Annotated in this window: 17 protein-coding genes; 10 read left to right on the plus strand and 7 right to left on the minus strand. The window is 58.2% G+C overall.

Annotated features, from left to right (window positions below; translation table 11 throughout):
- Positions 1 to 234 precede the first annotated feature (234 nt).
- The 4 genes from QUE41_RS18985 to zntR form a co-directional block, all read right to left on the minus strand.
- Complete coding sequence (locus QUE41_RS18985) at positions 235 to 1,275, minus strand: DcaP family trimeric outer membrane transporter (RefSeq protein ID WP_286340526.1); 1,041 nt, start codon at positions 1,273 to 1,275, stop codon at positions 235 to 237.
- A gap of 983 nt (positions 1,276 to 2,258) precedes the next feature.
- Positions 2,259 to 2,543, minus strand: coding sequence for a hypothetical protein (locus QUE41_RS18990; protein ID WP_286340527.1), 285 nt, complete (start codon positions 2,541 to 2,543; stop codon positions 2,259 to 2,261).
- 152 nt (positions 2,544 to 2,695) lie between these two features.
- Complete coding sequence (locus QUE41_RS18995) at positions 2,696 to 3,973, minus strand: SO_0444 family Cu/Zn efflux transporter (RefSeq protein ID WP_286342978.1); 1,278 nt, start codon at positions 3,971 to 3,973, stop codon at positions 2,696 to 2,698.
- 3 nt (positions 3,974 to 3,976) lie between these two features.
- On the minus strand, positions 3,977 to 4,378 hold the full coding sequence (zntR, locus tag QUE41_RS19000; RefSeq protein ID WP_286340528.1) for a Zn(2+)-responsive transcriptional regulator: 402 nt from the start codon (positions 4,376 to 4,378) through the stop codon (positions 3,977 to 3,979).
- 293 nt (positions 4,379 to 4,671) lie between these two features.
- Here zntR and purH point away from each other — a divergent pair, with 293 nt between their 5' ends.
- Together purH and purD are read left to right on the plus strand one after the other, a co-directional pair.
- Positions 4,672 to 6,264, plus strand: a complete 1,593-nt coding sequence (purH, locus tag QUE41_RS19005; protein WP_286340529.1) for a bifunctional phosphoribosylaminoimidazolecarboxamide formyltransferase/IMP cyclohydrolase — start codon at positions 4,672 to 4,674, stop codon at positions 6,262 to 6,264.
- Positions 6,265 to 6,449: 185 nt separating this feature from the next.
- Positions 6,450 to 7,733 (plus strand): phosphoribosylamine--glycine ligase, encoded by a 1,284-nt coding sequence (gene purD / locus QUE41_RS19010; RefSeq protein ID WP_286340530.1) that lies wholly within the window; start codon positions 6,450 to 6,452, stop codon positions 7,731 to 7,733.
- A 328-nt stretch (positions 7,734 to 8,061) separates the two neighbouring features.
- On the opposite strand, the gene QUE41_RS19015 is transcribed toward purD, so the two are convergent.
- Positions 8,062 to 8,952, minus strand: a complete 891-nt coding sequence (locus QUE41_RS19015) for a collagenase (RefSeq protein ID WP_502875911.1) — start codon at positions 8,950 to 8,952, stop codon at positions 8,062 to 8,064.
- A gap of 172 nt (positions 8,953 to 9,124) precedes the next feature.
- Here QUE41_RS19015 and QUE41_RS19020 point away from each other — a divergent pair, with 172 nt between their 5' ends.
- From QUE41_RS19020 to QUE41_RS19035, 4 genes are all read left to right on the plus strand, one after another.
- A complete protein-coding gene (locus tag QUE41_RS19020) occupies positions 9,125 to 9,673 on the plus strand; it encodes a cytochrome b (RefSeq protein ID WP_286340531.1) in 549 nt (182 codons plus the stop codon).
- A gap of 29 nt (positions 9,674 to 9,702) precedes the next feature.
- The gene (locus tag QUE41_RS19025; protein ID WP_286340532.1) at positions 9,703 to 10,269 is read left to right on the plus strand and encodes a YceI family protein; all 567 of its coding nucleotides are present in this window, start codon (positions 9,703 to 9,705) and stop codon (positions 10,267 to 10,269) included.
- A gap of 162 nt (positions 10,270 to 10,431) precedes the next feature.
- On the plus strand, positions 10,432 to 11,271 hold the full coding sequence (locus QUE41_RS19030; protein WP_286340533.1) for a CvfB family protein: 840 nt from the start codon (positions 10,432 to 10,434) through the stop codon (positions 11,269 to 11,271).
- Positions 11,271 to 11,510 carry a DUF2960 domain-containing protein gene (locus tag QUE41_RS19035; RefSeq protein WP_286340534.1) on the plus strand — a complete coding sequence of 80 codons (240 nt, stop codon included), beginning with the start codon at positions 11,271 to 11,273 and terminating at the stop codon, positions 11,508 to 11,510. Before QUE41_RS19030 ends, QUE41_RS19035 begins: the two co-directional genes overlap by 1 nt.
- A 31-nt stretch (positions 11,511 to 11,541) precedes the next feature.
- On the opposite strand, the gene QUE41_RS19040 is transcribed toward QUE41_RS19035, so the two are convergent.
- Together QUE41_RS19040 and QUE41_RS19045 are read right to left on the minus strand one after the other, a co-directional pair.
- On the minus strand, positions 11,542 to 12,864 hold the full coding sequence (locus QUE41_RS19040; RefSeq protein ID WP_286340535.1) for a winged helix-turn-helix domain-containing protein: 1,323 nt from the start codon (positions 12,862 to 12,864) through the stop codon (positions 11,542 to 11,544).
- Positions 12,865 to 13,060: 196 nt separating this feature from the next.
- Positions 13,061 to 15,436, minus strand: a complete 2,376-nt coding sequence (locus QUE41_RS19045; protein WP_286340536.1) for a multiheme c-type cytochrome — start codon at positions 15,434 to 15,436, stop codon at positions 13,061 to 13,063.
- Between the two features lie 81 nt (positions 15,437 to 15,517).
- Between QUE41_RS19045 and QUE41_RS19050 the strand changes: the two genes are divergently transcribed.
- The 4 genes from QUE41_RS19050 (at position 15,518) to phaC (ending at position 18,374) form a co-directional block, all read left to right on the plus strand.
- The gene (locus tag QUE41_RS19050; protein ID WP_286340537.1) at positions 15,518 to 15,733 is read left to right on the plus strand and encodes a hypothetical protein; all 216 of its coding nucleotides are present in this window, start codon (positions 15,518 to 15,520) and stop codon (positions 15,731 to 15,733) included.
- A 159-nt stretch (positions 15,734 to 15,892) separates the two neighbouring features.
- The gene (locus tag QUE41_RS19055) at positions 15,893 to 16,153 is read left to right on the plus strand and encodes a hypothetical protein (RefSeq protein WP_286340538.1); all 261 of its coding nucleotides are present in this window, start codon (positions 15,893 to 15,895) and stop codon (positions 16,151 to 16,153) included.
- 138 nt (positions 16,154 to 16,291) lie between these two features.
- Positions 16,292 to 16,621 carry a phasin family protein gene (locus QUE41_RS19060; protein ID WP_286340539.1) on the plus strand — a complete coding sequence of 110 codons (330 nt, stop codon included), beginning with the start codon at positions 16,292 to 16,294 and terminating at the stop codon, positions 16,619 to 16,621.
- Between the two features lie 22 nt (positions 16,622 to 16,643).
- Positions 16,644 to 18,374: a class I poly(R)-hydroxyalkanoic acid synthase gene (gene phaC / locus QUE41_RS19065; RefSeq protein WP_286340540.1), complete on the plus strand. Its 1,731-nt coding sequence runs from the start codon at positions 16,644 to 16,646 to the stop codon at positions 18,372 to 18,374.
- The last annotated feature ends 7 nt before the right edge of the window (positions 18,375 to 18,381 follow it).

Consider the following 18,381-nt stretch of genomic DNA (forward strand, 5'->3'; position numbering starts at 1 on the left):
CTGACTTTCCCCGGCCCCATCACGCCCGCTGCCCCCAGCCAACACTGTCTATCCCTGCTTTCTGATGATCATTGTGGTCAACGCCTGACACAGACTCGGCGGCATGACTGCCTGCGCCAGGCCCGGCAACCGGACACAAAAAAGCCGGCGTTTCCGCCGGCTAAGGGTTGGGTCTAACTCTCTGCCAAGATGGACCCTTTGCGGGGTCAGGATCCCCGCCTCTCTGCTACCTAGTTACAGGGCGTAACGGATGGAGAACTGACCGTACATGGAGTCTTTGTCTTCGTGGTCGATGGAGTAGTTACCTACTTCCAGACCCATGGACAGCTCCTTGGTGAAGTTCTTGAATACGTTTACGCCCCACTGGCTGGTTTCGTTACCGGAAACGTCGCCTTCGATGTGGCCATAGATCAGAGTAGAACGAACAGTCTCGTTCCAGAAGTGACGGTAGGCGATGTTGTAGGAAGTAGTATCTTCTACCTCTTCACCCACCAGGTCCTTAACAGCTGCGGTACCGACGTAACGGCCCAGCTCACCTTTGTGAATCTGGAAGCGCAGGTCATCTTTACCGAAGGTGTTGATGCGACCGGCTACGGAGAAGCCCAGGGCGTTCTCGGTTTCACCACCGGTGGTGTTCAGCTGACGGGCCAGACCGGCAACGGACACGTTACCCCAGTCACCCTTAAAGGTGTACTTGGCGATAACGTCAGGCAGCTTGTCATTGGCGGTGTCACCACCGAAGCTCTCGGGGTTCTCAATGGCCAGTTGCAGGCCACCGTTGGTGTAACGGATCTGACCCTGACGGATAAAGGAGATACCCATCATGGTGCTACCAAAGTCAGCGGTCTCACCAATAGCGCTGGTGTTCATGAAGGTAGACCAGGTCTGACCGGCAGTGATGTTCTTGTACTTCACGAACGCGTGACGCAGACGTGGGTTCAGGGAGTTGGAGATAATCTGGTTACCGCCACCACCGAAGAAATCCATCTCGATGAAACCAACCAGGTCACCGTGGATGTACTTGGTGTTAAAACGGGTTTCGTTGGCGAAGATGCGGAACTGAGATGCGCTCTCCTCCAGAGGGGTGCCTGCACCGGTCCACTGGTCTTTATAGGCTACGTCACCATCTACGTAACGGACATCAGCCTTGATGTAACCGCCGAAGACCAGCTTATCGTTATCGTTCAGTTGGATCTCGTATGCAGCTAACGCCGGGGTTGCCATGGCAGCCAGGGAGGTTACTAAGGCAATCTTTTTAATTTTAGAAACGAACATCTCAGTTTCATCCTATTTTATAGGTTATGAATCAACATCACTCTCTTATTTGAAATGTTGTGTCGTGGACTGAGATCATTTGTCGCCAACGCATAAGATGGAAAAACTAACCTGACACAACCACAGATAAGCGCCAATCAACAAACACCAGTCCAAACATTTCGCCCCACGAAGTTAACAAAACGGTAATCTGAATTTCCTTACCCAAGCGCAGCCAGTGCGACCCATGTCGCATAATGGCGATTATTGTCGAACAAAACCTACATCGGACCAGAGGCAAGAAAGATAAAGATCACACCAAAGGACAGGTTTTCGATCCGGTTAACGAATTTGGATATTTTTTCAGGCTGGCGCAGCCTTTAAGGCCATTTTGCAATTTCGGCGTGATCCAGAGTGAATTAAGAGATAAAGCCAGTTGCCAATTAACTAACGCTAAACTTATCAAGCAGAAACAATGAACCAGAGCCAATAAAATACAACAAGTTGAATGCAGCAAACTTAAAAGGCAACCCAAAGGATGCTTAATTAATTATTGCCTTTTGATTATGGAATCATTGAAGGGATACCTATTCCAAATTAGGTAGAGATCCAGTTCACAAAAGCTATTTATGGAGAAAGTCAGGCGGGTCTATTTGTAATTTTATTAGAAATTTTACCCGAAAAAAGCGGCAGAGATCCGACTGCAGAGTGAATGAGCCTCAATTTATTGAATGATATTTTCTTTGTTTGTAATTTTTGGACTCGGCAACCCGGAAAAGGGGTGCACAATATTTGTGCAGTTCTTAAGCTGTGCAGGTAGGCTCCTTGACCCGACCAGCATGTGAAATAGTCATATGCAACTCTTTATTTCCTTGGGGAATATCAACCATGGAATCATCTAGGGACGGTGAGGAGAGAAAGCGGGCAGCCATGGCTGCCCGGCGGACGCTGAGAGGAACTGAGCCCGACGGCAATATCGCGCTAACTGGAACGCAGACGCCCCTCTACTGATTCTTCTCACAAGGGAAGTACAGGCTGGCCTGCTTCGCCGCAAACTCCTCTGCTTTGGCTTCGCAGTACCCCGCCTCATTTTGGGCACGCCACAACACCTTGCTGTCACTGCCTTTCAGATAATGCACCTCACAGGGCAGGGGCGCTCCCTGGGGATAGATGACCTGGATACGGCGCTCCATCTCTCCATTGCGGCAGATATACTCATCACCCTGCTCCACCCCGGCCAAAGCGGGTTCAGAAGCAAGGGCGGTCACCAGGACGAACAGTGCACTCATAGGAAGATCCTCTCTGAGGGTTAGGGGGTAGCCCGCGTTCTCGAGCCATCTGAAATTGGCTGAATTTTAGCACAGCATCGGCAAGTTAATGCCGAAAAAACAACGCGCTGCATTTGCAGCGCGTTGTCATCAATCCAGATTAACCGGCTCCATCAGGCCGGTGTCGGGGTCATCTTGACCTTGAGTGTGGTCAGCAAGGCCCGGCTCATCAGCAACGCCAGCAAGACGCCGCTGCCATACACCAGCCAGTTGGGCAGCATCCTGTGCTCCTCACCCACCAGAGGCGTCACCTGGAAGCCGTAGCTGGCCACCAGGAAGTTCACCAGGTAGCCAAACACCATGGCAGTGCCTATGACGCCCCCAAGGTAACCCCACAGGGCACGCTTACCCAGCTCGTTACGCACTACCCCCAGGGTGGCGATGTTGGTCGCCGGACCCGCCATCATAAACACCAGCACCGCACCGGGAGACACGCCCGCCAACAGCAGGCCCGCCGCGATGGGCGTCGAGGCGGTGGCACAAATGTACATGGGTACAGACACCAGCACCATCAGGGACATGGCCAGGATGCCGTCCCCCCACTGAGACAGGTACTGGGGCGGTACAAAGGTGTTCACCAGGGCCGCGAAGAACAGGCCGATGAGCAGCCACACTGTGGTGTCCTTCACCAGATCAGTGCTGGCATAGCGGATCCCCTGGACGATTCGACTGAATACCCCATCACTGGTTTTCGGGGCCGCCTTGGAAGCACAGCAGCCAGCGTCACTCTTCACCTCCTTCTCAGAGGAGCAACAGCTGGATACCGGCTCGGGTGCAACCTCCTTCTTGGAGGAGCAACAACTGGATACCGGCTCGGGTGCAGCCTCCTTCTTGGAGGAGCAACAGCTGGATACCGGCTCGGGTGCAGCCTCCTTCTTAGAGGAGCAACAACCAGGCTTTGACTCGACCTTCAGCTGAGACTGGCCTGCCGACGCCATCAGAGACCCCTGATTCATCGGGGTCATCTTGACCGGCGCCTTCTCCGTCTTGGGCTCTTCGTCGTCCCCACCCACCAGCAGGCCGGCCACCACCGCAGAGGTCACTGCCGCAATGGGGCGCACCACCGCCATAAAGGGGCCCAGCAGGACATAGGAGACCGACACCGAATCCACACCGGTTTCCGGGGTAGACACCAGGAAGGAGGTGGTGGCGCTCTTGGAGGCGCCGGAGCGACGCAGCCCCACCGCCGCCGGTATCACTCCGCAGGAACACAGGGGCAGGGGCGCACCAAACAGGGCGGCCTTCAGGGTGGTCTTGAAGCCGTGGCCCCCAAGCTGCTTATTCATCCACGCCATGGGGACAAACATCTTAAGCATCCCCGCCAGGAACAGGCCCAGCATCAGCCAGGGTGCAGAGTCCAGGAAGAGGTCCAGGAAATTCTCAATCAACAACATCTACTTCGTCTCCAGGGTGTCCAGGATGGAGCAGTGAATGGCACTCTCCGGCCCGCCACAGCATGCGTCCGCCAGCTCCTGCAGGGAGTCTCTCAGGCGGGTCATCTCATCAATCTTTCGCTGCAACTCGGCCGCCTTGGCCTCTACCATCCCTTTCACATCGGCGCAGGCCCAGTCCGAACGACTGGCCTCGATGTTGAGCAGCTCCCGAATCTCCGTCAGGCTGAACCCCATCGCTTTAGCCCTCAAGATAAACTTGAGGTGGCGGGCATCCTCTTCGGTATACAGCCTGTAACCCTTATCCGACCGGGACGAGGGGCTGAACAAGCCGTTCTTTTCATAAAACCTCAGGGTGTCGGCGGTGACCTTACAGGCCGTCGCCAGCTCGCCGATGCGGTACATGACAGACTCCGGATTCTTGACTTGAGTGGAGTATAAACCTTGGAGTTAAGTCTAAGGTCAAACCTTTTTTATAAGGAAACGCACTTTTCTTATAGGTGAACGAAAGTCGTGGATTGGGCCTGATTTCAGGACCAATTTGACGTACAATGCGCGCGACTCCATTAAGGTTGTACAGACCCCCAAAGAGGGTATTTCGCCAACACCTTACGCCTAGGTGTTAGCGAAATATCTTCCCATAATAAGAGTCGCCCTCAGGGTGACCCACTAACCCTACATGAAAGGATCTGTACCCTATGGAATCTGCACGTCCCATTCGACGCGCCCTGCTGAGTGTGTCTGACAAGACTGGTGTGGTTGAGTTCGCCCAGGCCCTGAGTCAGCGCGGTGTAGAGCTTCTCTCCACCGGCGGCACCGCACGCCTGCTGGCCGAAGCCGGCCTGGCCGTCACCGAGGTGTCCGACTACACCGGCTTCCCTGAAATGATGGACGGCCGGGTCAAAACCCTGCACCCCAAGGTACACGGTGGCATCCTCGGTCGCCGCGAGAAAGATGACGCGGTGATGGACAGCCACGGCATCAAGCCCATCGATATGGTGGTGGTGAACCTCTACCCCTTCGCCCAGACCGTAGCCCGTCCCGACTGCACCCTGGAAGACGCCATCGAAAACATCGACATTGGCGGCCCGACCATGGTGCGCTCCGCCGCCAAGAACCACAAAGACGTCACCATAGTGGTCAATGCCCACGACTACGACAGAGTGATCGCCGAGATGGACCAGGGTGAGGGCTCACTCACCTACCAGACCCGATTCGACCTGGCCATCGCAGCCTTCGAACACACCGCCGGCTATGATGGCATGATCGCCAACTACTTCGGCACCATGGTGCCCAGCCACGGTGACAACAAGGAGGGTGACGACGAGTCCGTCTTCCCCCGCACCTTCAACCAGCAATTCATCAAGAAGCAGGATATGCGCTACGGCGAAAACAGCCACCAGCGCGCCGCCTTCTATGTAGAGAAGCAGCTGCAGGAAGCCTCGGTGGCCTCCGCCACCCAGATTCAGGGCAAGGCGCTCTCCTACAACAACATCGCCGACACCGATGCCGCCCTGGAGTGCGTCAAAGAGTTCGACGCCCCCGCCTGTGTGATCGTCAAGCACGCCAACCCCTGTGGTGTGGCCCTGGGGGACAATCTCCTCGACGCCTACGACCGCGCCTTTAAGACCGACCCCACCTCCGCGTTTGGCGGCATCATCGCCTTCAACCAGGAGCTGGATGGCAACACTGCCCAGGCGATCATCGACCGTCAGTTCGTTGAGGTGATCATCGCCCCCACCGTCTCCGACGAAGCCAAGGCCGTGGTGTCCGCCAAGCAGAACGTGCGTCTGCTGGAGTGCGGCCAGTGGCAAAGCAAGACCACAGAGTTCGACACCAAGCGGGTCAACGGAGGTCTGCTGGTCCAAGACAGGGATCAGGGCATGGTCGGCCTGGAGGAGATCAAGGTGGTCTCCAAGCGTCAGCCCACCGAGGCGGAGCTCAAGGACCTGATGTTCTGCTGGAAGGTGGCCAAGTACGTGAAATCCAACGCCATCGTCTACGCCAAAGAGGGGATGACCGTGGGCGTGGGCGCCGGCCAGATGAGCCGCGTCTACTCCGCCAAGATCGCCGGCATCAAGGCCGCCGATGAGGGTCTGACCGTACCCGGCTCCGTGATGGCGTCTGACGCCTTCTTCCCCTTCCGTGACGGCATCGACGCCGCCGCCGAAGCGGGGATCAGCTGCGTGATTCAGCCTGGTGGCTCCATGAGAGACCAGGAAGTGATCGACGCCGCGGACGAACACGATATGGTTATGGTGTTCACCGGGATGCGCCACTTTAAGCATTAACCCGCTTGCTGAACGGGCGATAGGCGGCGTCAGGCCAGAGGCTCGAACTCCTCATTTGCAAAAGCAAACTCCGGGTTCTCGCTCTGGCCAATCCTTGCCTCTCATCCCGTTCAGCTGCGCTCTGGGGAGTGTACTTCTCGCTTCGCTCCCTTGAGCCAATAGCAATCAGATTCAGGAACAGAGTGATGAAAGTATTAGTTATTGGTAGCGGTGGTCGCGAGCACGCCCTGGCGTGGAAGGCGGCGCAGAACCCTGCTGTGGAGACGGTGTTTGTGGCGCCGGGCAACGCCGGCACCGCCACCGAGCCCAAGCTGGAGAATGTCGACGTCTCCGGCAACCAGGCCCTGGTGGCCTTCGCCAAGGAGCAGCAGATTGCCCTGACCATCGTCGGCCCGGAAGCGCCTCTGGTGGATGGCGTAGTGGACGCCTTCGAAGCCGAAAGACTGACCATCTTCGGCCCCAGCGCCGCCGCAGCCCAGTTGGAAGGCTCCAAGGCGTTCACCAAGGATTTCCTGGCCCGACACGCCATTCCCACCGCCGAATACCAGAACTTCACCGAAGTGGCGCCGGCCTTGGCCTACCTGCAGGAGAAGGGCGCCCCCATAGTGGTCAAGGCTGACGGCCTGGCCGCCGGCAAAGGCGTAATTGTTGCCATGACCCTGACCGAGGCCGAGGACGCGGTCAAAGACATGCTGGCAGGCAATGCCTTCGGCGATGCCGGCCATCGGGTGGTGATCGAGGAGTTCCTCGAGGGTGAGGAGGCTTCCTTCATCGTCATGGTGGATGGGGACAACATCCTGCCCATGGCCACCAGCCAGGACCACAAGCGCGTCGGCGACGGCGATACCGGCCCCAACACCGGTGGCATGGGTGCCTACTCCCCTGCCCCCGTGGTCACCCAGGCGATCCACGATCGCATCATGGCCGAAGTGATTCGTCCCACGGTAGAGGGCATGAAGGCAGAGGGTCACCCCTACAAGGGCTTCCTCTATGCCGGCCTGATGATCGACGCCGAGGGGACACCCAAGGTGATCGAATACAACTGCCGCTTCGGCGATCCGGAAACCCAACCCATCATGCTGCGGATGCAGTCTGATCTGGTGGAGCTGTGCCTGGCCGCCTGTGGCGGCGAACTGGCTGGCAAGAGTGCCGAGTTTGATCCCCGCGCTGCGGTAGGTGTGGTCCTGGCCTCTGGCGGCTATCCGGCCAGCTACACCAAGGGCTTTGCCATCAGCGGTCTGCGTACCGACTATGCCGAGGGTGAGAAGGTGTTCCAGGCCGGCACCAAGGAGCAGGATGGCGCCATCGTCAACACCGGCGGCCGGGTCCTGTGTGCCACCGCCCTGGGGCACACGGTCACCGAAGCGCAGCAGCGTGCCTACGTGCTGGCGGACGAAATCCGCTGGGAAGGGGCGTTCTGCCGACGGGACATCGCCTACCGGGCCATCGCCCGGGAACAGCAGCAATAACTCCCAGATTGTCAGCAGGCAGGTCGCTCACCCGAGTGACTCTGGTAGAAACGAAAAGGCCGCGTATGCGGCCTTTTTCATGATGCTTTGGCGTGCTTTTTTCTGGCTCGCTTCTTACGACTGCGATTGGAGATGGGAGTGACCTCCCGATGCTTTCGTTTTCGGGGTACCAACAGAAACGCGACTGCCGCCGTTGCCAGTGCCAATAGCAGCACCACAGTAATGGCCGACTCCATCATCCTCTCCTTGAACCAGTGATCACCTCTTCAGCATGCGCTCATTTCCTCGCCCGGTCCATGGCGTACCTCACAAACAGGGTATCGCAGGCTTACTTCATGCCCCGTTCCAACTCCGCCATATCCGCCAGCCAGGCACTGAAATCGGCGTCCATCTCGCTGCCCCACTGTCGCACCAGGGCCTGATACCTGGGGTAATCACCGCGCCGGGTCAGGGTCAGCATCTGCTCCACCCTCTCCCTCTGATGCTCCATCATGTAGCGCACCGCCAGATAGCCCCAACCGTATACCCGTTCGCTGCCGCCATTGAGGGTATAGCTGGTGTCAAACAACTCACTCAAGGCAAACTTCGGCTCCAGAGCCAGCGAGGTGGCCCTTGGGTTGTCCCTGCCCTTGGCCACGTACTCCGCCACCCCCTCTGACCACCACACCAGGTGGGGCAAAGGAGGCGATGGCTGAGGACAGTACTCAGGCGCGCTGTGATCGTCGTGCAGGCCCAGACAGAAATCCCCATAGAGATTGAAGCGACCGTCCAGATAGTGGACATACTCATGGGCCAGATTCCAAATCTCGCCCCGCTTTTCATAGGCGACAAACTCCGCCTGGTTCCCCGGCCTGTCCGGGTGACCCTCCAGATACATGCCACCGTTGTCACTGGGCACATTGAAGTGGGCGGTCACATGGGCCACATAGCTGTCCCTGTCCCCATAGATATTGGCCCGCATCGCTCCATTGTGATCCTGGGGCACAGGTTTACCTTGGGTGCCAAACATCTTATGGAACTGATTCTCCTGGCTACCCAGCATGTCGCAGGCTTGCCTCTGCTGCTCCGGCGTCAAAGACTCGGATCTTAGGATCAGGGTGTCACTGCATCTGTGCACCTGAGACAGCACCTGCTCCACCGGGGGAACCGCTGGCCCCTGTGAGGCCCAGGACGAGGCACTCAGCATCAGCAGACCAAGAGAAAACGAGCGGGAAATCATAGAGACTCCAGGATTGCATACAATATTCGTGATTTTGCCTACCCGAGGGGGCTAAGGCAAGTCCGCCAAAAACAGTTCTACTTTTTAGAAAGAACTGCTCACGATTTTGCGATATTAATTCTCATTTGTGAAATTAAAATGTGTTGCATCACTCACTTTCAGGAGACCTGTGATGATACGCAACAACTTCCAAGGCTACGGCTGGGTCACCATCGCTCTGCACTGGCTCTCCGCCCTGGCGGTGTTTGGCCTGTTTGGCCTGGGCCTCTATATGGTGGATCTGAGCTACTACGATCCCTGGTACCGTCAAGGCCCCTACATCCACAAGAGCCTGGGCCTGCTGCTGCTCGGTGCCACCCTGCTGCGCCTGGTCTGGCGATTCGTCAACCCGGTGCCCAAAGCCCCCGAGGGGCAGGGACGCATGACCCAGATGGCCGCCAAAGCCGGCCACGGCGCCATCTACCTGCTGCTGATTGCCCTGCTGGTCTCCGGCTACCTGATCTCCACCGCCGATGGCCGGGCCATCGACGTCTTCGACTGGTTCAGTGTCCCCGCTCTGGTGACCGGCCTGAATCAGCAGGAGGAGATCGCCGGCACCATCCATGAATACGCCGCATGGAGCCTGATTATCCTGGCACTGGGCCACGGCCTGGCTGCCCTGAAACACCAATTCATCGACCGTGATAACACCCTGGGCCGCATGATCGCACCATCGAACTGAGCCCCGACCAACTAGAGAGAGTACTGACTATGAAAATGATCAACGCTGCCCTGCTGGGCTCCGCCCTGGCTTTCAGCTCCCTGGCTATGGCCGACGACTACGCCATCGACACCAAGGGCGCCCACGCCTCCATCAACTTCAAGATCAACCACCTGGGCTACAGCTGGGTGATTGGCCGCTTCGACAGCTTCAAGGGCAGCTTCAACTACGACGAGGGTGCACCGGGCGCCTTCCGGGTAAGCATCGATACCGCCAGCGTCAACTCAAACCACGCCGAGCGCGACAAGCACATCCGCGGCGAGGACTTCCTGGAGGTGAAGCGCTTCCCCGAAGCCAAGTTTGTCAGCACCTCCTATGACGCCAAGGATGCCGAATCCGGTGTGCTGCACGGTGATTTCACCCTGCGTGGCGTCACCAAGCCCATCTCCATCGAGGTGCAAAAGATCGGTGAAGGTCAGGATCCCTGGGGCGGCTACCGCGTCGGCTTCGAGGGCAGCACCACCATCAAGATGAAGGACTATGGCATCCCCATGGATCTGGGCCCTCAGTCCGCCGAAGTGCAGCTGGACCTGCATGTCGAGGGCATCAAGCTGTAAAGCTCCCTTTTCCTTGGAGCAAACATCATCATCTCTTGGGCCGGCCCGCCAACAGGCTGGCCCTTTTTTTCTCTGTCCGCCCCAATTGGTTTATACTCGCTGCAGTTTTGGCGCCCATATCCCTGCGGTATGCCACCCCTCTTTCGGACAAAGATTTTCACCATGGTAAGAATAGGTCACTACAACCGCCTCTCCGTCGTTCGCCTCAGCGATTACGGCGTGTTCCTCGACGGCGGCAAGTTCGGTCACATCCTCCTTCCCCGCAAGTTCGTTCCCAAGGACACAGAGATCGGCACGGAGATCGAGGTGTTCCTCTACTTCGATTCCGAGGATCAGCTGATCGCCACCACCCAGAAGGCCAAGGCCTGTCTGGGCGAGTTCGCCCTGATGCAGGTGGTGGACGTCAACAACGCCGGCGCCTTCCTGGACTGGGGACTGGATAAGGACCTGCTGGTGCCTTACAACCAGCAGAAGGTTCCCATGGAGAAGGGCCGCCACTATGTGGTGCACATCTACCAGGATCACCACACCGAGCGCCTGGCAGCGTCCACCAAGCTGGACCGCTTTGTCTCTGAGAAACCCGGCCGTTTCAAGCGGATGCAGAAGGTGGATCTGCTGCTGACCAACAAGACCGACCTGGGGTTTAAGGCGATCGTCAACGACAGCTACTGGGGCGTGCTCTATCACAACGAGATCTTCCGTGAGGTGCGAGTGGGTCAGCGCCTGACCGGCTACATCAAGTGGGTACGGGATGACGGCGGTGTCGACCTGACCCTGAATCCTCCTGCCGCCGAAGCGGTGGATCAGCTGGAGGCTCAGGTCCTGAAACACCTTGCAGACAACCAGGGCTTCAGCCACCTCGGCGACAAAGCGGATCCCGAGGCGATCAAACGGGTGTTCAAGGTGAGCAAGAAGGTGTACAAGCGCACCCTGGGCAGCCTGTTCAAGGCCGGTAAGATCAGCATTGATAGCGATGGCATCCGCCTGAAGGAGGAGAGCTAATGGCCCTGACCATCAGCTACACCTTCAAGGGCAAACAGAAGACCATCGGCTATGCCAACGACAAGTACCACGACGCCTTCGAGGCGGTGGCCGCCGCCGAAGGGATCGACACCAGCGACTACCTGACCATGGAGCAGGCGGTGCGTATGTCCACCCGGGATAAGAAGACCATCCGCAACTTTCGGGATAACTACATCCGTCAGAAAGGCTTTACCGACATAACTGTGGTAAGGGATTAAAAAAGGGGCTCGGATGAGCCCCTTGTCGATTCTAGAGTGTCAATTGGGCCCTGTGGGCCCACACCATGGTCTCTCCCCAGAGGGGCAGACTCCAGACGCCACTCTGGTCATCCTCATAGACCTGATGCAGGGTCATCTGCTTCTTGGAGAGTACCGCCTTCTGGATCTCCCGGTAGATCACCGCCCCCTCTTCGGACAGCTGCTCCGGCCGGCGGAAGTTTTGATCCTCCACCTGAATCAGGAACCGCTTCACCGGGCGCCCATCCACCTGAGTCTGCCGCACCCTGAAGGGGCCGGAGAACTCATAGCGCATGCTGATCTCCCGGTTCAGTGCATCGGTAAAGCAGGCGGCCACCAGCAGTTGTCCCTTGGTTTCAGACTGGTAGAGAATGGAGAAGCGGATGTCTCCTCGCACCACATTGTCACTGTCGCCATAGTAGTAGACGTCGGCACGATAGACATCCTCCAACAAACCATCGGTCGGCCCGTCGAACCGGTCCAGCAGGATCTTGTTGTAGGTCACCTGCTCCATTCTGAGCTTGGTGTCCCTGAGCCACTTGAGATCCAGCGATGGCTGCTCGCCATGGCGGCGCACCAGGTTCAGCGGTTGTTTGTCCCGGCAGATGCCATCGAAATCCGCACACAAGGCGATGGAATCAAAATCAGGACTCTGCTTCAGGTAGCTCTGCTGGGCTTTGACCTCGGGCAACATCTCATCCACCCGCTCCCAGTTGGCGACAAACCTCTGCGGCGACACCTTGGGCAGGGTTTCCTCCTCCTCGAACACCACATTGTGGGCCAGATTCGGGTGGGAACCCACCTTGAGCGGCTCGCTGGAGATGGCAGCCACCGATGGCTGACTTATCAGCCTCAGCCAGTCCAGGCCATGAGACAGGCCTCCGGAGAGGTGAAGGTAAGCCACCGCCGCCAATACCAACCCCAGCAAAGGCCAACGCCAGTTCACCCTGGGCGCAGATCGGGAGGGGGCTGCAGAAACCTCGCGAGGCGCAGGGGAGTCACAGCCCTCAATGGCCTCAGGCGCAGGCGCCACCGGGGCGTCCACATAACAGAGGCAATAGCCGTGCCTGGGGATGGTCTTTAGCTCGACGTCCGGATGTCCCTCCAGCTTTCGCCTCAGGGTGCTGATGCACTGAGTCAGTGATGACTGGGCCACGATTCGGCCCGGCCAACCCGCATCAGTGAGACGCTGCTTGTCGATCACCTCGCCGTGCTCGGCCACCAGCAGCTTCAGCATCTCCAGTTCGGCGAAGGAGAGTGGATGGGTCAAGTTCCCTTTGCTGTCGAGCAGCAGGCGACGCTCCTCGTCCACAGTCAAATACTTGGATACTTTCACATCAGTCCTCTCAACCCTGTTAGACGGCCTTGGTTCGGGATAAGGCTCAGCTTAATGGCCATGATAATCCCAAATTGAAGTGGGTTTTATTCTGCACCTTCAGCTTTGTGATCCCGCCCCTGACTCAAAAAAGGCCCGGGTGATGAAGCCCGGACCTTGTCTTACAGGGAAAAGTTGCACACGCGGGCGTCAGCCCTTAGTTAAGACCGTGAACAGACTTGAGGTTGTCCAGGCTGTGACACACGGCGCAGGACTCTTCGCCGGTGTACTCACCTTCGGTCACACCGAACTGGGCACCGTTCTGCTTCATGTGGGCCACCACCTCTTTGCGCACCTGGCGGCGGTCTTCACCGGCCTCGGGAGCACGCTTACCGTGACAGCTCAGGCACACGGCCGCAGTGGGGGAAACAAAGGCATCTGCCTTGGCATCCACGGCGTATCGCTTGTTGCCGCTGGTGTCCTTGCCATTGGCAGGATCCAGGCCGTCATAGGTGTCCATGTAGTCCAGATCCAGCGCCAGCGGCTTGCGGCCCACCAGGTACTTGGCATCGAAGCTGTCGCCTTCGTGGCACTTGACGCAGTTCGCCAGGTCGGCGGAGTACTCGACGTTACGTACCCAGCCTTCACCGCCCTGGTTGGCGCGGTTGTTGGCGTGCATGGAGTGGATCCAGACCTTGTGGTCAGGGTGACTCATGGTCAGCTGTTCCACGTAATCGGCGTCGCCCTGCTTGGTGTGGGAGTCGCGGATCACCTGGGTCGGCGGGTTGTTGGCGTTGTGGCAGGCCAGACACTCTTCACCGGCGTTGGAGGCTGTGGTCCAGTCGCGCTCACCCCGTGGACGCAGGTTCTTGATCATCACCTGCTCATCCAGCTGGCCATCACCGTCTTTGTCGATGGAACCGGACGCACAAGTGGTACCGAAGAACTCGGAGTCGGTCTTGGTCACCGGGTGGCAGCTGCGGCAGTTCAGGGTCATCTGAGCCATACCATCGCTGTCGCGCTCGGTCATGCCGTGGCAGGAACCACACTTCTCATTGGTCACCACCTGACGGCGAGGACGCTCGGAGAGCATGCCCTGGTCATCGAAGAAATGCAGCCAGTTGAAGCCTGCGGCACCCTGACCCCAGACACTGGAGGTTTCCTTACAGGACTCCAGGTTTTCACCCTTGGCATCCATACAGAACCAGATACGTGGAGACACCATGCCGTAGCTGTCGGTCAGGTCACCATCGAAGGTGTCGGTCAGATCAAACGGACCGATTTCGAAGGTGGTTTCACCGTTTTCGTAGTTGAGTACGATGGGGGTGTCTACGTAACCCGGGTAGAGCTCCTTGTTGGTGAATACGCGCAGGATCTTACCGCGCTCCATGCCCATGTCATGGCCACCCCAGTTGATGTAGAACTCGGAGTAGTAGAAGAAATCTGCCTTATCCAGCTGCAGATTCATGGACTGCCCATCCTGGTCACGGATGTCTACGGTCAGCTGCACGTAACCGGTCTGATCTGTATCCAGGCCGGCATCGATGTTGGCCTGGGCCTGAGGCGCCGCCACCATCTTGGCATCGGTCACCGTCAGGTGAACGTTTTCACGACGAGAGGTTTGTCCCTGGTAGGTGGACAGGTGGTTCATCTCGATCATCGCTTCGCTGTGGCACACGGCGCAGGCGCTGTTGTCTTCGCGAGGGCCACCCACGTGGTTGGCACCACTCTCGAAGTCTACATCGGCGTGGCAGGTAGAGCAGGACTCGATGGTGGGCACCTGCTTCCAGTTGGCAAAGTCGCTCGCCTCACCAGATTCGTTGTGGCAATTGTCACAACCACCCACGGGCGCGGAGATCACCCCAATGTGAACCTTGTGCGCCAGGTTGGTGAACAGAGCCTCTTCGCCCACCTTGTTGTCGGCGTGACAGGCCACACAGGTCTCCACCTCGGTGTACTTGCCACCGTGGAAGGCCAGGTCGTCGTGACAGGAGGCACAGTTCTCCTCGGTGACCACATTCTTGGAGTAGGAGGGAGTGTTGCCATCAGGACGGAAGTCGTGAATCAAGTTGGCGTAGGCCACTTCAGTGCTGCCGACCTCTTCACCACCGGTACGGATCACCAGGCGCAGACTCTTGTCGTCGGCAATGGTAAAGGCAGACTCGGCGGTTACATCCTTATCGAACTGATAGCTGTAGGTGCCATCCTTATTGTCCACAATGGTGCCGCATCCGGAGTACTTACTGGCGGGGCAGCCTTCTGAGGCCAACAGTTTCCAGGCGTTGGCGTCCCCATCCTGGCCCTGTTCCAGACCGGAGAGGAGAAAGCCGAACTTATCCAGGCCAACCACAGGCAGATCCTGCTCGTTGACCACACTGAAGTTCACCTGGGTGTGCTCACCCAGGGCAATGTTGGTCACAGTGACCTCGAGGGACTTGGCGGAGTCGGCCACCACCAGTCCGGGGTTGCCGGGTTGGCCGGGCTCGCCGGGCTGACCCGGGGCACCGTCTTTACCGTCGTCGCCGGAACAGCCGGTCAGGGCTGTGGCCAGCATGGCCGCCAGGGTGGCGACCTTAAAGTTGAGAGGTTTCATCATCATTTCCTTCAATCAGCGGTTTGATTGTTGCCCTTCTCAGGGGCAGTTGAACCTTAACCTCCCTGCTGCGGACACTCCGTGACCGAAGCGATTGCAAAACTGATGAAAAAACAAACTGTGAACCAGCCCCCGATGAAAAGGCTGTTTGCTGCCCCAAGGCAAGAAAAAGGAAAAAATATGGGCAATTTTTTGTTGCACAAAGGTAACCCGGGGCCGTTTTTGGGTGATTTGGGACACCTTTTGGGATCCCAAGGCTGCCATTACTGCCGATTACTTGCCAAAAAACGTGATTAGTCGCCAAAGGGGAGCCGCAGAAGGAGAAAAGATCTTCTCCTGCCGCCAATCAAGAGGGAAAAAACCGGGATGCAAAGAAGGTAAAGCTCTGTAAATTCGCTCAAATCTGGACCCAGACTGACCGATAAATGGGGAGTTCATTCACTAAAGGATTTCAGGATGCAGGTCGGCAACCACTCCAGTCTCGCCCAATATCAGGCCAACTCCGTCAACCAGGCACGCCAGGGTGAGGCGCCGGAGAAACCCAGCTCCACTGACGATGAGCGCCCACTGGGTGACGACCTCTCCACCTTTGCCCACGGCGCCCTGGGGATGGAGCACCCGGACAAGATTGAAGCGGTCGATGACCCCACCTATGAGGCCGGCCAGTATGCCAAGGCGGTGATCGCCATTGGCGGCATCCTGCTGGCCATCGCCTAGGACAGCTTGCCAACGCGCCCCAACGCCTTTTGCAGCCTGACAAGGCGTCATCCACTGCTCACTGGATTGTCACCTGCCTGTCATGACTCCCCCCTAACTTCTTGAGTGTTTTATCACCAGACCCTCAAGGAGAAGAGCATGTACATGGATATGATGAAGCAGTTTCAGGACCAGGCTCAGCAATTTACCGCCCCCTGGGCCGAAATGAACCAGCTGCTGGCCGACCACTACCAGCAACTGACCCGCCTGCAGCAGCAAACCGGCAAACACTACACCGACCTGAGCATCGAACAGGTTCAGGCCTGCGCCGATGTGAAAGATCTGCAGACTCTGACCGCACTGGCCGGCAAGCAGATGCAGCTGATGGGAGAGATCTCCTCCCGGATGATGCAGGACATGCAGTCTCTCAATGAACTGGGCCAAGAGTTTCGCACCTCCATGGACAAGCTGACCCGTTCTCAGTCCTGATTCCGACCTAGGAGAGACAACGATGAACCAGGAGTCCATGGAGTGGATTACCCAGTGGGGCCAGTGCCAACAGCAGCTGTGGCAGAAATGGTTGTCGCCCGCCTCCGGCCAGGAGGGGCTGTTCATGGGCCTGGGCCAGACCTGGCTTGAGTACTGGCAACAGGAGACCGACCAGCCAGAGCAGGCGATTAGCCGCCAGCTGACGTGGTGGCAGGAGCAGCTGCACCTGTTTGAACGTCTGATGCAGCAGCAGCCTGCGGTGATCGCCCCAGACAAAGGGGATCGCCGCTTCAAGGATCCCCAGTGGCACTCCGACCCCTGGTTCAGCTGCATCCTGCAATCCTACCTGCTGACCTGCCGCCACGTTCAACAGGGAATAGAGCAGCAATCCGGGCTGAATGACACCCAGAGAGAGCGGCTGCAGTTCTTGGCCAGGCAGATGCTCAGTGCCCTGTCGCCCAGCAACTGTCTGGCCACCAACCCTGAACTGATCAAGCTCACCGCAGACAGCGGTGGCCACAACCTGCTCGAGGGATTGCAGCGCCTCAGGGAGGACCTGACTCGCAGTGGCACCCAGTTGAAGGTCACCATGAATGACGACGCCGCCTTCGAGCTGGGCCGGGATCTGGCCACTACGCCGGGACGTGTGGTGTTTGAGAACCGTTTGCTGCAGCTGATTCAGTATCAACCCACCAGTGAAGAGGTGTATAAACGGCCGGTGCTGATGGTGCCCGCCTTCATCAACAAGTTCTACATCCTGGATCTGCAGCCCAAGAACTCCCTGGTCAACTACCTGGTCGGTCAGGGGCATACGGTGTTTATGATCTCCTGGGTCAACCCGGATCAGAGCCACAGCCAGTTGGATTTCGACGACTACGTAATCGACGGAGTGATGGCCGCCCTGGATGCCATCGATGCCGCCACCGGCGAGCGTGAGGTCAACGGCGTGGGCTACTGCATTGGCGGCACCCTGCTGGCCGCCACCATGGCCTATATGAGTGCCCGGCGGATGAAGCGGCGCATCCAGTCCGCCAGCCTGTTTACCACCCTGCTGGACTTCTCCCAACCTGGAGACATCGGCCACTTCCTCAATGAGGCCACCATAGATGCGGTGGCAACTCAGAACCAGCGACTGGGGCTGATGGATGGCCGCCAGTTGGCGGTGACCTTCTCCCTGCTGCGGGAGAATCAGCTCTATTGGAACTACTTCGTCGACGGCTACCTCAAGGGCAAGAGCCCCATGGCCTTCGATCTGCTTCACTGGAACTCAGACAGCACCAATGTTCCCGGCCCCTGCCACACCAGCCTGGTGCGCCGTCTCTACCAACACAATCAGTTGGTGACCAAAGGGCAGTTTAAGGTCAAAGGCACCGGCCTGGACCTGAAAAAAGTGACGGCTCCGGCCTTCGTGGTGGCGACCCGGGAGGACCACATCGCCCTGTGGCAGCCCTGCTACGACAGTGGTCAGGCCCTGGGGGGCAAGACCACCTTCGTCCTTGGCGAGTCCGGCCACGTCGCTGGGATCATCAACCCTCCAGGGGGTAAATATGGCCACCTCACCGGCGAAAGCGCAGGCTCTGCCGACGCCTGGCTGGAGGCCGCCAGCCGGCAGGAGAGCAGCTGGTGGCCCACCTGGCAGCAGTGGCTGGAGCAGCAAAATCCGGCCACCAAGGTGGCCGCCAGGGTGCCCGCCGAAGGCCTGGAAGCCGCGCCAGGCCGCTACGTCCGCCGCCGCCTGGACGGAATCGGCTAACAATTCG

The organism is Ferrimonas sp. YFM (genome assembly GCF_030296015.1).
GTDB lineage: Bacteria > Pseudomonadota > Gammaproteobacteria > Enterobacterales > Shewanellaceae > Ferrimonas.